We start from the raw sequence: 12,711 nt of genomic DNA on the forward strand, positions 1-12,711 counted from the left end.
GGCGCTAGCGCACGGCAATGCACACCGGGAGCAGGCGGGCCTCGACCGGCGCTTCGGGAAAGCGGGCGGTCCAGGCGCGGATCACGGATTGGACTTCCGGCGGCAGGGCGGGCGGCGCGTCGGGGCTCCAGCTGGCGCGGACCTCGGCGAAGACGGCGCGAATGCGCTGCGGGCGCGGCCGCGTCACCGGCGGCTCGTCGCGTTCGGTGATCCGGCTGCGCAGCACGGGGTCCAGGATGTCGCTGCGGAAGGTCCGCCACTGGGCGTCGGTCACGTCGTCGCCATTGGGCAGCAGGAGGCCGAAGCGCAGCTCGGCGAGGACGCCCGCGCGCGTGCCCGGCTCGCAGGGCGTCATGGCGCGCGCCGTGGCGGGCAGGAGCACCCCACCCAGCAGCAGGATGCCCCGACGCCTCATGCCGTGGTCGCCAGCAGCACGACGCCGGCCGAGATCAGCGCGATGGCCGCGATCTTGGCCGCGCCGAGGCTTTCCCCGAACACCGCCCAGCCGACGATGGCGATGACGACGTAGGAGGCGGCGGTGCAGGGCAGCGCCACGCTCATCGGGATCTTTCGAAGCGCCACGATGTAGAGAAGCGCCGCGCCGCCGTAGCAGACCAGGCCGATCATCGTCGCCGGCCGGAACAGCTGGTGGATGAAGCCGCCGGCGGCCTCCACCGCGTCGTTCGCGCCGGACTTCAGCAGCAGCTGCCCGACCAGGGAGGTCGTGATCGCGGCGGCCAACGCCAACCAATAGGGCATCATGCCGGCGGGTCCTTGGCCGCGATCACCTGCCGTACCACGCCCTGCGGCTTGCCGTTGGCCGACATGAAGGCGCGCCCGACATATTCCCCGAGCACGCCGAGGATCAGGAACTGCACCCCCGCGATCAGCAGGGTGACGGTCATCAGCGAGGCCCAGCCGGAGGGAGTCTCGCCCACCAGCGCCTCGAAGATCACATAGGCGGCGGCGAACAGCCCGAGCACGCCCATCGCGACGCCGGCCAGCACCGCAAGCCGCAGCGGCAGGACCGAGAAATTGGTCGCGAGGTTCAGCCAGAGCCGGATCAGCCGCCGCAGCGTATAGTTGGACCGGCCCTCGGCGCGCGCGAAGTGCTTCACCTCGATGCTGTCGAGCCGCTGCGTCACCTGCATCAGCAGCCCGTCCACATAGGGGTAGGGGCCGCGATACTTCACCACCTCGGCCACCGCGAGGGCCGACATGCAGCGGAAGGAGGACAAGTAGAGCCCCTTCGGCTTGTCCATCAGCTGGTCGGCCACCCAGTTGGCGAAGCGGCTGCCGATGTTGCGCCAGCCCTCGTGCTCCTTCACCGCGTAGCGGGTGTAGACCACGTCGAAGCCGCCGCGGCGGGCGTGGTCGTACAGCTTGATGACCTCCTCCGGCGGGTTCTGGAGGTCGTCGTCCATGGTGATGACGAAGGCGCCGCGCGCGTGGCGGAGCCCGGTCATCACCGCGTTGTGCTCGCCGAAGTTCCGGGCGTGCTCGATATAGGTCAGCGGGACGGTCGCGGTCCGCGCCAGCTCCCGGCAGACATCCCCGGAATTGTCCGGGCTGCCGTCATTGACCAGCACGATCTCGATCCCGCCTTCGGGCGTGAGCTTGGACAGCTCGGCCACGAGGGTGCCGACGGTGGCCGCGCCGCGATAGACCGGCACGACGATGGACAGGCCGACCGGGTGCGAGGCCCCGGCCGCTTGGGTGGACATGGAAGGCGTCTCCGACATTCAGGGCCTTGTGGCGAGCAGCAGGATGGAACCCCCGGCAGGATAGCGCAGGCCGAGGCGCGCGAGGCCGCGCTCGACGGCCGTGACGCCATGCAGCGTCGCGTCCAGCCAGGGGGGGAAGTCGTGCACGTCGCTTTCCGCCTTCTCGTCCGCGCGCAGCACCTTGCGCTGCAGGACCATGAGGGGGAGCAGCAGGGCGTTCCAGTAGCGCGCCTCGATGGCGGCGAAGCCGGCGGCGGCCAGCATCGCTCGCGCGCCGCCGGCGGTGAAGCGCCGGGTGTTGTGGACGCGGATGTCGTGCGCCGAATGCAGCCAGTCATAGGCCGGGAGGTTCAGCACCAGCGTCCCCCCGGGGGCGAGCACGCGGCGGAACTCGGCCAGCGCCGCGTCCGGGTCGACCGCGCGGTGGCAGAGCACGTCGCAGGATGCGAGCGCGGCGAAGGCGCCGTCGGCGAAGGGCAGCCGGTTCGCATCCCCCGCCGCGGCCAGCGCGCCGGACTTGGCCGTGGCGCGCGCGGCGGCCGAAGGGTTGAAGTCGAGGCCGACCAGCGGCCGGCCGAGTGCGGCGAGCCGCCGCAACAGCCCGCCCGTGCCGCAGCCGGCATCGAGCAGCGCCCCCGCCGGGCCGGGTCGGCGGGCAAGCGCGTCCAGCACGCGGGCATGGAGGGCGCGGTACCACCACATGCGCTCCTCCGCCGCGTCCATCAATTCGTATTCGGCGGGTTCCACGCGGGGCGTTGTCGCATCGCAGCAAGGCGGGATGATGGCGGCAGGCCGCGTGCGCGCGGCATGGCAGGCCAGGGTGCCTTGCGCGTCATTCGTGTTGCACCGGCGCGCCAAGGCCGCGAGGATCGCATCCCAGATGAACCAGATACGACAGCCCGGGACTGCCAGCGCCGCCGATGGCTGACAATGCGCCGGCCCGAATGCACGGTCTCAGCGTGCCGACGGGCGCCGAGGCGGTCCGGGGCATCCTCCTGATCCTGCTGGCCTACCTCGTCATCACCGGCGCGGACGTGGCCGTGAAATGGGCGCTGCCCGAGGTCGGAGTCGCCGTCTCGATGATCGCGCGCGGCGTCGTCGGCGCTTCCTTCGTGCTGCTGATCACGCGCGGGCGGGGCATCGCGCCGGTGAACCGGCGGCTGCTGGCCACGCGCGGGCTGCTGCACTGCGCCGTCTCGGCCACCTGGTACTGGGCCTGGCTGTCGGGGATGTCGCTGGTCGATTCCTACGCCATCGCCGCGGCCGCGCCGCTGATGATGACGGTGCTCGCCATCCCGCTGCTGGGGGAGAAGGTGGGCTGGCGGCGCTGGACCTCGACCGCCGTCGGCTTCGCCGGCGTGATGTTCATGCTGCAGCCGGAAGGCGACCTCTGGCGGTTCGAGACGCCCTTCCTGCTGGTCGCCGTCATCGCCATGGCGGTCACGCGCATCTGGACCCGCGTGCTGTCGGCCACCGACGGCCCGGCCGCGGTCGCCTTCTGGCTGATGGTCGCGCATATCCCGGTGGGCATCGCGCTGCTGCCCGTCTTTCCGCCGCCGGGCGCCTTCCCGACCATGGGGGTGGTGCTGGCGCTGGTGTTCTTCGGCGCGGCGAACGCCATCGCGCATATCCTGTTCGCGCGCGCCTTCGCCCTGGCGCCGGTCTCGGCCCTCGCGCCCTACGAATACTCGCCGCTGCTGCTCGGCGGCATCCTCGGCTTCCTGATCTGGGCCGAGGTGCCGGCCTGGACCACCATCGCGGGCGCCGTCATCGTCATCGCCGCCGGGCTGTACAACCTGCACCGCGAAAGGGTGCGGCGGGAGGCGGAGCGCAAGCGCGACCGCGGGGGCTGATGGCGCTGCGCCACGACATCCGCCGCGGCGCGCTGCTGATGCTGGGCGCGACGGCGCTGTTCACCATCATGTCGGCGATCATCAAGGGGATCTCCGACCAGATCCATTTCGTCGAGACGATGTTCTTCCGCTCGGCCTTCGCCCTGCCGGTGATGTTCGTGATCGCCGCGCGCGGGCGGGACTGGGGGCTGCTGCGCACCAGGCGCTTCCCCGGCCACCTGGTGCGCGCCTTCACCGGGACCATGGCGCAGGGCTGTTCTTTCTACGCCCTGACCGTCCTGCCGCTGGCCGAGCAGACGGCGCTGACCTACACCACGCCGCTTTTCGTCACCCTGCTGTCCATCCCCTTCCTGGGCGAGAAGGTCGGCATCCATCGCTGGTCCGCCGTGCTGTTCGGCTTCGGCGGCATCCTGGTGATCGCGCTGGGGGAGGGCGCCTTCCAGGGTGGCGGGCCGCCCGACCGCGCCGTCGCGATCGGCATGGGCGTCGCGGTCGCCCAAGGCGTCTGGTCGGCCATGACCACGCTTCTGGTGCGCAGCCTGTCCGCGACCGAAAGCTCGGCCACCATCGTGCTCTGGCAGTCCCTGCTCATGACCGCCTTCACCCTGGTGGCGCTGCCCTTCTTCTGGACCACGCCGAGCCTTGTCGAGTTCGCGCTGCTGATCCTGATCGGCCTGGTCGGCGGCGTGGCGCAGGTGATGCTGACGGAAGCCTATGCCTCGGCGCAGGTCTCGGCGCTCGGGCCCTATTCCTACACCTCGATCCTGTGGTCGGTGGCGATCGGCTGGGTGGCCTTCTCGGACGCGCCGACCTGGAGCACGCTGGCCGGCGCGGCGCTGATCGTCGCCTCGGGCCTCTATATCCTGCACCGGGAACTCAAGCGCGCGGCGCAGCGGAGGAAGCAGTGAGCATCCCCTTCCTGAAGGACGACACCCTGCCGCCGGGAGAGGTCCAGCACGTGGCCCCCGGCATCCGCCGCATCCTGTGCGGCAATCCAGGGCCCTTCACCTTCCGCGGCACCAACACCTGGCTGGTCGGCGGCGGATCGTCGGTCGCGCTGATCGACCCCGGCCCGGCGGATGAGGCGCATCTCGCCGCCATCCTGCGCGCGACGGCGGGGGAGCGGATCACGCACATCATCGTCTCCCACACCCATCGCGACCATTCGCCGGGGGCGGCCGCGCTGCAGGCGGCGACCGGCGCGCCCACGCACGGCTTCGGCCCGCACATGACGCCGCCCGACCAGGGCGGCGAGGGGGGCGACCACGCCTTCCGCCCGGACGTGACGATCGCCGACGGCGCGGCGGTGCAGGGTGCTGACTGGCGGCTGTCCGCGATCCATACGCCGGGCCATTGCGCAAACCACCTGTGCTTCGCGCTCGAGGGCACGGGCGTGCTGTTCAGCGCCGACCACGTCATGTCCTGGTCGACCAGCGTGGTCAGCCCGCCGGATGGCGACATGGCGGCGTACATGGCCTCGCTCGCGCGACTCGCGGCGCGGGACGACCGGCTGTTCCTGCCCGGGCACGGGCCGCCGCTGCCCGACCCCGCGCCCTTCGTCGCCGCGCTGGCCGCGCACCGGCGGGAGAGGGAGGCGATGGTGGCCGACGCGCTGCGCCGCGCCGGGCGCGCGACGGCGCGCGAACTGGTCGCGCCGGTCTATGGGCCCTCGCTCGATGAGCGCCTGGTGCCGGCGGCGGCGCGCAGCCTGCTCGCGCACCTGATCAAGCTGGAGGGCGAGGGCGTGGCGACGCGCGAGGGCGAGCATTGGGAGATGAAGGGCGGGGGAGGGTGAACCTCCCCCGCACCCCCTCCCCTTTTTCTATCTGTTGGGAACTGACAACCGAGGTCAGTTCCCAAACGACAAAGAAGGTTGAGGGGGGCGAGGGGGGAGAAGTTCTCTTCTCCCCCCTCTCTACAATGATGCTTCCGGGTCCAGCCTGATCACGTAGGACCGCCAATCCGCCCGCTCCGCGATCCGTTCATACAGCGCGATCGCCGCGCGGTCGGCCTCGGGCACGATCCAGCGCAGATGCGACCAGCCGCGCGCGCGGCCGAGGTCGGTGAGCGAGGCGACCAGCGCGCGCGCGATGCCGCGCCCGCGGCGGTCCGCGCGGACGAAGAGGTCGTCGAGCGCGCCGCAGCGCCGGGCGAAGACCGCCTCGGGCAGGTCGAAGAAGATGGCGAAGGCGATGATCTGCGCGCCCTCGGTCGCGGCGAGGATCTCGGTGCGCGGATCGGCGGCGAGCAGTGCAGCGGCCTCGGCGCCTGGCGCGGGGCGGCTGCCGGCGAGGGTGGCGCGCATCTCCGCCGCATAGGCTTCGAGCAGCGGGGCGAGGCGATGGCGCTCGGCCGGGGGAAGGGGCGTGATCGCGGTCATGGCGTGGGCTGGATGCGAAAAGGGCGCCGCCCGCATCGCGGACGGCGCCCCCTCGCCGGGATCGGCGTCGACGTCAGCTCGACGGGGTTTCCGTCGCGGCCGGCGCGGCGGCAGCGGCGGCGGCGCGCTTCGCGGCGCGGGTCGCGGCGGCCTTCTTCGCGGCTTCCGAGCGGGCCGAGGACTTCACGGCCGGCTTCTTGGCGGCGGCCTTCTTCGGCGCGGCCTTCTTCGCGGCCGGCTTCTTGGCGGCGGCCTTCTTCGGCGCGGCCTTCTTCACCGCCTTCTTCGCGGCGGGCTTCTTCGCGGCGGCCTTCTTCGCGGCCGGCTTCTTGGCGGCGGCCTTCTTCGGCGCGGCCTTCTTCACCGCCTTCTTCGCGGCGGGCTTCTTCGCGGCGGCCTTCTTGGCAGCCGGCTTCTTCTTGGCGGCGGCCTTCTTGGCGGCGGGCTTCTTCGCCGCGGCCTTCTTCGCGGCCGGCTTGCGCTTCGGCGCGGCCTTCTTCTTGGCGGGCGCCTTCTTCTTCGCGGCGGCCATGGCCATCGCCTGGGCGCGGGGCTCGGCGCCCTCGGCTTCGACGGTCTCGATGATGTCGGTCATGATGAACGGTATCTCCGTGCGTTCCGGTGGGTGGAGGCGGCACCAGCCGACCTCCGGGGTACAGCAGGTGCGGACGGTGCGGCTGCGCGCGCGCGGATCCCGTGGCGCTCGTCGCTGGCCGGTGTCCCGGGGCAGGCGTCGGAATGGGCGATGCGCGCGATCGATCCCCGATGCGCGCTTCCTCCGACCTCTCTCCCGCCGAGGTGCCGCGATCCTGTCGCGTCACCGGGCGGTGCGGGATGGATGGTGGTTTGCGCCATCCGTCCCATGAGCCTGCGGTCCATGGACCGTCCTTCCCTGCTGCGGCGATCATCCCTCCGATCCGTCGGTCGCTTCTGCCGCTGCCCGATGAGATGTGGAGCGACGTGCGAGAGAACGTGTCCGACGAATCGCGCAAGATGATTCGCGCGCACGTCACGCTATCTGCACGCGACTATTGCGTGTCAACAGAATCCGTGCACGCACGCGCGCAAAATGCGCACGACGTGCATCGCGATGCGATCCGTGTTGCGTCGGTGTCGCGCTTTCGCGCGAGAGCGGATGCGCGATGCGCGATCCGCGATCGCTCCCGCCGCGCGATGGCGGCGGGAGCGTGGCGCGTCATCCGCGCCCGGGAACGGCGTGCGTCATCCGCGCCCGGGAACGGCGTGCGTCATCCGCGCGCGGCGAGCGGCAAGCCTCACCCGCGCGCCGCGATCGGCACGACGGCGCGCTCGGCGACGCCGGTGTAGTGCGACAGCGGGCGGATCAGCCGGTTGTCGGCCGCCTGCTCCAGCACATGCGCCGCCCAGCCGGTGATGCGGGAGCAGACGAAGATCGGCGTGAAGAGCGGGATGTCGAAGCCCATCAGGTAGTAGGCGGGCCCCGCCGGGAAATCGAGGTTCGGGTGGATGTTCTTCTCGGCCAGCATGACCCGCGCCAGCACGGCGGAGGTGTTCATCCAGCGCTTGTCGCCCACCACCTCGGCCATGATCTCGGCGTACTTCTTCATGGTGGGCACGCGCGAGTCGCCGGTCTTGTAGACCCGGTGGCCGAAGCCCATCACCAGCGCCTTGTGGTCGAAGCGGTCGCGCAGCCAGGCTTCCGCCACCTCGGGGGAGGGGATCTCCTTCAGCATGTGCATCACCGCCTCGTTCGCCCCGCCATGGAGCGGGCCCTTGAGGCTGCCGATCGCCGCGGTGATGGCCGCGTGCATGTCGGACATGGAGGAGGTGACCAGCCGCGCCGTGTAGGTCGAGGCGTTGAAGGTGTGCTCGGCGTACAGGATCATCGAGACGTCGAAGGCCTTGATGACCTCGGGCTGCGGCACCTTCCCGAAGACCATGTGGAAGAAGTTCTCGCAGAAGGGCAGCGAGGGGTCCGGGGCTATCGGCGCGAGCCCCTTGGACAGCCGGTTGGACGCCGCGACCGCGGTCGGGATGCGCGCCAGCAGCCGCATCGCCTTGCGCCGCTGGGCGGCGTCGGAGATGTCCGCCGTCTCCGGGTCCTCCATGCCGAGGAAGGAGACCGCCGTGCGGATCATGTCCATCGGGTGCGCGGATTTCGGGAATTCCGCCAGCACCCGCAGCAGCGCCGGGGTCAGCGCCCGGTTCGCCTTCTCCTCCGCCCGGAAGGCGGCGAGCTGCGCGGCCGTCGGCAGCTCACCGTTCCACAGCAGGTAGGCGGTCTCGTCGAAGGAGGCGTTCTCGCAGAGGTCCTGGACCGGGTAGCCGCGATAGGTCAGGGAGTTCGTCTCCGGCATGACCTTCGAGACGGTGGAGACGTCGGCATAGACGCCGACCAGGCCCTTCTTGATTTCGGGCGTGTCACTCATGGCTTTCCTCGTTCGTGCCTTGGGGGTCTTGCGACGGGCGGCGCGGGCCGCCCGCAAGGGATCGCGCGTCCAGCTGCGGACGCGCTCAGGAATTGCCGGGCTTGGCCTCCGGCAACCCGCGGGCGGTCGGCGCGACGTATCTCGCGCCGCGCTCGCCCGGCTTCGGATTCAGCAGGTCCCGCACCACCGCGCTGGCGCGCTTCGCTGCCCGTGCCGGGCGGATGCCCCCGGCCAGGATGCGGAACCCGCGGATCTCGTGCGACCGACCGGCCAGCGGCGCGGCGATCGCGCCGTCCGCGCTCTCATATATAGAAGGGGCCGCGCGCGCCCCGCGCATGCGGCGGGCGCGCGCGGGCAGCGCGCTGGACCGATGGACCTTCACGGGGTGCAGCTTCATCGGCATTCGCCCTCCCTCATGGCGTGGACCGCGTGGCGCATGTTGTGCGCCCGCTTCGCGCCATCGTCCATTCCGTAGGCCGGGGCGCGGCGCAGGAATTCCGTATCGCGGGGCGTGTCGGCGCGCTTCGCCCGCGGCCCGGCGCCCTTCGGGCCGCGAGGGTCGCGCCTGCCGGCGGGCGCGGGAATCGACGCCCGGCGGGGCCGCCGCCGCCGGATCCTCGCTGGTGCCGAGGAAGGGCGTCTGCCCATCGCCGCGCGCGGCGCGGATCAGGGGCCTGGAACGGGGGTGGGTCGGGGGGCGCCGCGCGTCAGAACCGCTCGCCCGCAAAGGCGAAGAGATAGGCCGCGGCGCCGAGCAGCGCCGCGTAGGGCAGCGCCAGCGCGGCGAGCAGGCCGAGCAGCAGGGTCGCGCGCCGCGCCTCGCCCGCGCGGCGCAGCCGGAAGGCGTGCCCGAACGCCGCGCCCGCGGCGATGAGCAGCGCGGCGTGCAGCGCGACGCGCCCCACGCCACGGCCATAGGTCAGCCAGCATTCAAGCGCGGCGAGGGTCGCGACGCCGAGCACGGCGAGCCCGGCGACGCCGGCCGCGACCAGCAGGCGCCAGACCATCCCGGGGCCGGTACGCGGTGCGTCGGTCATGGGGCGATGGTCCATCGCTGCCGCGCCGCCATCAAGCACGGGCGGGCGTCCCGGCACGCCGCGCGTGGCCTGTGCGGCGATCGGCTGGCGCGAGGATGGTGCCGTGGCCGAAGCCAGTGGCATAGTCATGCGACATGCCTGACTCTCCCGGGCAGGGCGCGTGCCGGCGACATGCCGATCGCGAGCCCCGTCGGCCTGACTTTTCATGGCACCGCGATAACGGGATGTTAGCGGGTGTGTCGCGTTTCGTCGCACAAGGACGAGGCGTGTCGCCGAGCGCAGATCAAGGATGCCCCGAATGTCCGACGCCGCCCCCTTCGATGCCGTGATCCGCGGCGACATCGTCCTGTCCGACCGCGTGCTGCGCGACGGCTACGTCGCCATCCGCGGGGAGACGATCGCCGCGATCGGCGATGGCGCGAGCCCGCCGGCCAAGGCGGTGATGGACCATTCCGGCAAGTATGTGCTGCCCGGCCTGGTGGACGGGCACATGCACACCTCATCCTCCCGCGGCTGGCCGGGGATCAAGGGCGCGTCGATGTCCGCGGCGGCGGGGGGTGTCACCACCTGCGTCGACATGCCCTACGACGTGCCGCGGCCGGTGACCGATGCGGCGATCCTCGCGGAGAAGGTCGAGCACGTGAACCGCCTGTCGCATGTCGACATGGCGCTGTACGGCACCATCACCAAGACGGGCGGGATCGACGCCATCGCGGGGTTGGCGGAAGCCGGCGTCTGCTCCTTCAAGCTCTCTACATATGAGTATGACGCGGTGCGCTTCCCGCGCATCGACCACCCGACCATGGTCGCCGCCTTCCGCGAGATCGCGAAGACCGGGCTGATGGTGGCGGTCCACAACGAGGACCAGGAGATCGTGGTCCGCCTGACCGAGGAAGCGAAGGCCGCGGGCAACACCAGCCCGATCTGGCATTGCCGCACCCGCCCGCCGCTGTGCGAGACGATGGCGGACCTCGAGATTTTCGAAATCGGGCTCGAGACGGGGGCGCATGTGCACATCGCCCATTCCTCGCTCGCCCGCGGCTTCGAGATCGCCGAGGTGTTCCGCAACATGGGCGGCAAGGCGTCCGGCGAGGCCTGCATCCAGTACCTGTGCATGACCGAGGAGGACATCGTCCGGCTGGAAGGCTTCGGGAAGTGCAACCCGCCCTTCCGCACGGCGGAGGAAGTGGCGCGGGTGTGGGACGCGCTGGCGGCGGGCAAGGTCGCCTATGTCTCGACCGACCACGCGCCCTGGCCGAAGGATCGCAAGACCTATACCGGGGACATCTTCACCGTCGGCGCCGGTCTGACCGGCATGCAGTCCTTCGCGCCGCTGATGTACACGCTGCTGTCCGAACGGTCCCTGCCGGTGACGATGATGGCGCGCTACTGCGCCGAGCGGCCGGCGAAGTTCCACGGGCTGTTCCCGCGCAAGGGCGCGATCCGCATCGGCGCGGATGCCGATTTCCTGGTGCTCGAGACCGGGGAGTACACCTTCGACGCCCAGGACATCCAGGACGAGCCGGACGCGAAGTGGTCGCCCTATGATGGGCGGCGGATGGCCGCGCGGGTGGCGGCGACCTATCTGCGCGGCGCCTGCATCTGGGATGGCAAGCAGGTGCTGGCGAAGCCGGGGACGGGGCGCTTCGTGCCGCGGCAGCACAATGGGACCTATGTCGGGGAGGGATGAAGGCGAGCCATGCCCGCGCGCGTTCGCGTGACCCCATTCGGGAACCTCATCGCTGTCGCTTCGCGCGGCCTGCTGATGGGAAACCGAGGCTGTCTCCACGATCAGACCGGCGAGGTCGTGCGAGAAACGGCATCCTACAAGGGCTGGGTGACCTGTCTTCTGGACTTCAACGGTCGAAAGCGCGAACTGCGCCGGCCCGGGCGATATACCGAGTTGTTCTTTCTTGACGAGGCGACTGCCCTGGCAGCCGGACACCGTCCCTGCCACACGTGCCGCCGTCATGCGCTCGGTCGGTTCCTCGACTGCGTGGCAGCGGGCATCGCGCTGGATCGTCGCGAAAGGCCCGGGCAGTTGGACCACAGGCTTCATGCCGAGCGGCTGAACGGCCGAGCTTTCCGTGGCGGATGGCCGGGACGGCTCAGCGAATTGCCGCCCGGCACGATCGTCACGCGCATGGGCGACCCATCATCCGCCTATCTGTGGGTCAACGGTTCCTTGCGACGTTGGATGCCTGATGGCTACGGCGAGCCAGAAGCTGGCGCGTTGCCTGCCGATGTTCTCGTGCTGACGCCGCCCACCGTCCTTGCCGCGCTGCGTGCCGGGTACGAGCCTCTGCTCCACGCAACTGCGCGAGTGAACGGATAGCGTCCACGGGCTCTGCGATCCGTCCGGCGTGCGACTCGGTCAGGTCGTCGCCGTACTTGCAGGGCGCCGCCGACGTGTTGCGCGTATGCGGCAGCCCAGGGGCCGCCCTGGCCCCATTCGCCTTCCCTGGCAGGGCCGCGTTTGGGCATCGTCTTTCCCCGGTTATGACGCGGCACGGGTGCGCAACGGCGCGCGCGGGGTCAGTAGTTCTCCGGACCTGCAAGCCACTGAAACGACGGGGGGAGGCGATGCAGCGGCCGGCACCCCGACACCATCTCGCCATGCTCCTGGATGCGGAGCTCGATCCGGCACGACGCGGGACGACGACGGTCGGCGTCGAAATCGACGCGCCGCGTTTCGCCGCCCGCTCTGTCGCGCAGCCGTAGGTAACCCGGGCTGAGGAGGCGAAACACGTAGGTTTGCGCGTCGAGGGAGGATCCATGTTCGCCGGCCCGCGCCAGGATGTGGTCCGTTCGCGGCGATGGCGGGTGCCAGTTCCAGCCTTCGAGGGCGAGGCCCTCGATGAGGAAGTCGCGCGAGGTTTCGTTGACGACGCGCAGTTCCGCGTATCCGTAGTCGACATCGTCCGCCCGTTCCGCCTGTCGGAAATAGCGCCGGTCGCCCTCGGCGAAGGTCCGGTCGTGCCAGGACCAGACATCCCAGGCCAAATTCGCGACGGCGATGAGGAAGACCCCGCGCAGCGACCACCGCCTCAGCCAACGCAGGATGCGGCGAAACGTGCCTTGGGGCGGCTGAGGCAGTGTCATGGCGTGCAATCCGATTTATTCTTACGATCAAGGAATGTTTGCCGCTTTCACCGTCAAGGGGCTTGTCTTCCGACGCACGGCGCCGTCTGTACCGCCGTGCGCTGCGAGCGACGGCGCGCGCATCGCGAACCGACGCCGTGGAATGCCGGAGGATCGAATCTCGTCGTGCTGGTCGACTCTTCATCCATGCCGCTGACGGTGATCGCG

16 protein-coding genes are annotated in these 12,711 nt (G+C 70.8%); 6 read left to right on the top strand and 10 right to left on the bottom strand.

The features are described from left to right. Window positions 1-4: 4 nt before the first annotated feature. Genes J5Y09_RS12840 through J5Y09_RS12855 form a run of 4 tightly spaced genes read right to left on the bottom strand, consistent with a single transcriptional unit; the run spans window position 5 to window position 2,471 of the window. Complete coding sequence (locus J5Y09_RS12840) at window positions 5-415, bottom strand: hypothetical protein (RefSeq protein WP_209352189.1); 411 nt, start codon at window positions 413-415, stop codon at window positions 5-7. Further along, window positions 412-762 carry a DMT family transporter gene (locus J5Y09_RS12845; RefSeq protein ID WP_209352190.1) on the bottom strand — a complete coding sequence of 117 codons (351 nt, stop codon included), beginning with the start codon at window positions 760-762 and terminating at the stop codon, window positions 412-414. The genes J5Y09_RS12840 and J5Y09_RS12845 overlap by 4 nt, the downstream gene beginning before the upstream one ends. Further along, a complete protein-coding gene (locus J5Y09_RS12850) occupies window positions 759-1,724 on the bottom strand; it encodes a glycosyltransferase family 2 protein (protein WP_209352191.1) in 966 nt (321 codons plus the stop codon). Before J5Y09_RS12850 ends, J5Y09_RS12845 begins: the two co-directional genes overlap by 4 nt. Window positions 1,725-1,742: 18 nt before the next feature. Continuing rightward, on the bottom strand, window positions 1,743-2,471 hold the full coding sequence (locus J5Y09_RS12855; protein ID WP_209352192.1) for a class I SAM-dependent methyltransferase: 729 nt from the start codon (window positions 2,469-2,471) through the stop codon (window positions 1,743-1,745). Window positions 2,472-2,668: 197 nt separating this feature from the next. On the opposite strand from J5Y09_RS12855, the gene J5Y09_RS12860 reads away from it, so the two are divergent. From J5Y09_RS12860 to J5Y09_RS12870, 3 genes are read left to right on the top strand one after another with little or no spacing between them, the layout of a single operon-like run. Next, the gene (locus J5Y09_RS12860; protein WP_209352193.1) at window positions 2,669-3,577 is read left to right on the top strand and encodes a DMT family transporter; all 909 of its coding nucleotides are present in this window, start codon (window positions 2,669-2,671) and stop codon (window positions 3,575-3,577) included. Further along, the gene (locus J5Y09_RS12865; RefSeq protein WP_209352194.1) at window positions 3,577-4,485 is read left to right on the top strand and encodes a DMT family transporter; all 909 of its coding nucleotides are present in this window, start codon (window positions 3,577-3,579) and stop codon (window positions 4,483-4,485) included. Before J5Y09_RS12860 ends, J5Y09_RS12865 begins: the two co-directional genes overlap by 1 nt. Continuing rightward, a complete protein-coding gene (locus tag J5Y09_RS12870) occupies window positions 4,482-5,372 on the top strand; it encodes an MBL fold metallo-hydrolase (protein ID WP_209352195.1) in 891 nt (296 codons plus the stop codon). The genes J5Y09_RS12865 and J5Y09_RS12870 overlap by 4 nt, the downstream gene beginning before the upstream one ends. Before the next feature lie 120 nt (window positions 5,373-5,492). On the opposite strand, the gene J5Y09_RS12875 is transcribed toward J5Y09_RS12870, so the two are convergent. Both J5Y09_RS12875 and J5Y09_RS12880 read right to left on the bottom strand, forming a co-directional pair. Next, entirely contained in the window at window positions 5,493-5,957 is a 465-nt protein-coding gene (locus J5Y09_RS12875; protein WP_209352196.1) for a GNAT family N-acetyltransferase, read from the bottom strand. A gap of 73 nt (window positions 5,958-6,030) precedes the next feature. Continuing rightward, window positions 6,031-6,552, bottom strand: a complete 522-nt coding sequence (locus J5Y09_RS12880; RefSeq protein ID WP_209352197.1) for a hypothetical protein — start codon at window positions 6,550-6,552, stop codon at window positions 6,031-6,033. Between the two features lie 377 nt (window positions 6,553-6,929). Between J5Y09_RS12880 and J5Y09_RS12885 the strand changes: the two genes are divergently transcribed. Further along, window positions 6,930-7,283, top strand: a complete 354-nt coding sequence (locus J5Y09_RS12885) for a hypothetical protein (protein ID WP_209352198.1) — start codon at window positions 6,930-6,932, stop codon at window positions 7,281-7,283. Here the strand turns inward: J5Y09_RS12885 and J5Y09_RS12890 are convergent. The 3 genes from J5Y09_RS12890 to J5Y09_RS12900 all read right to left on the bottom strand — a co-directional run bounded on the left by J5Y09_RS12890 (window position 7,232) and on the right by J5Y09_RS12900 (window position 9,402). Then, window positions 7,232-8,365: a bifunctional 2-methylcitrate synthase/citrate synthase gene (locus tag J5Y09_RS12890; RefSeq protein WP_209352199.1), complete on the bottom strand. Its 1,134-nt coding sequence runs from the start codon at window positions 8,363-8,365 to the stop codon at window positions 7,232-7,234. The genes J5Y09_RS12885 and J5Y09_RS12890 overlap by 52 nt on opposite strands. Window positions 8,366-8,450: 85 nt before the next feature. Continuing rightward, window positions 8,451-8,762 carry a hypothetical protein gene (locus tag J5Y09_RS12895; RefSeq protein ID WP_209352200.1) on the bottom strand — a complete coding sequence of 104 codons (312 nt, stop codon included), beginning with the start codon at window positions 8,760-8,762 and terminating at the stop codon, window positions 8,451-8,453. A 310-nt stretch (window positions 8,763-9,072) separates the two neighbouring features. Next, a complete protein-coding gene (locus tag J5Y09_RS12900; protein WP_209352201.1) occupies window positions 9,073-9,402 on the bottom strand; it encodes a hypothetical protein in 330 nt (109 codons plus the stop codon). Between the two features lie 298 nt (window positions 9,403-9,700). Between J5Y09_RS12900 and J5Y09_RS12905 the strand changes: the two genes are divergently transcribed. Further along, on the top strand, window positions 9,701-11,092 hold the full coding sequence (locus tag J5Y09_RS12905) for a dihydroorotase (RefSeq protein WP_209352202.1): 1,392 nt from the start codon (window positions 9,701-9,703) through the stop codon (window positions 11,090-11,092). A 9-nt stretch (window positions 11,093-11,101) separates the two neighbouring features. Then, window positions 11,102-11,737, top strand: a complete 636-nt coding sequence (locus J5Y09_RS12910; RefSeq protein ID WP_209352203.1) for a hypothetical protein — start codon at window positions 11,102-11,104, stop codon at window positions 11,735-11,737. A gap of 200 nt (window positions 11,738-11,937) precedes the next feature. Here the strand turns inward: J5Y09_RS12910 and J5Y09_RS12915 are convergent, their stop codons facing one another. Next, window positions 11,938-12,504 carry a hypothetical protein gene (locus J5Y09_RS12915; RefSeq protein WP_209352204.1) on the bottom strand — a complete coding sequence of 189 codons (567 nt, stop codon included), beginning with the start codon at window positions 12,502-12,504 and terminating at the stop codon, window positions 11,938-11,940. Between the last annotated feature and the right edge of the window lie 207 nt (window positions 12,505-12,711).

The organism is Roseomonas nitratireducens, assembly GCF_017813355.1.
In the GTDB taxonomy this organism is placed as follows: Bacteria; Pseudomonadota; Alphaproteobacteria; order Acetobacterales; family Acetobacteraceae; genus Neoroseomonas; species Neoroseomonas nitratireducens.